Raw genomic sequence first — 253 nt, 5'->3', positions numbered from 1 at the left:
TACGTTCATGTGTATGAAAGAAGATCCCATGAAAAACCGTGAATTGAAACCTGGCTATAATCTTCAAGTTGCTTCTAGTAATCAATACGTCATTGACTACGATATCTTTTCAAATCCTACGGATACGTGTAGAAAAGCATTCTATACCGATAAAAAAGAGGCGAAAAAAGGCAATGTGATCCAGCAGACGTGAATACACTGCTGGATCACATTGCTTTTTTTCTTGTCAAATGTCTCCAGCAAAGGTAAAATA

General features: G+C 36.8%; 1 pseudogene. It reads left to right on the top strand.

The annotated features are described in order from the left end of the window. A pseudogene (locus ACYQ2O_RS13685) lies at positions 1-193 on the top strand (IS1182-like element IS1182 family transposase); the annotation flags it as partial. Positions 194-253: the final 60 nt, after the last annotated feature.

This window comes from Alkalibacterium sp. m-11 (genome assembly GCF_054658155.1).
Note: the sequence above shows the minus strand (reverse complement) of the source record. Positions and strands in the feature narration are given on the sequence as shown.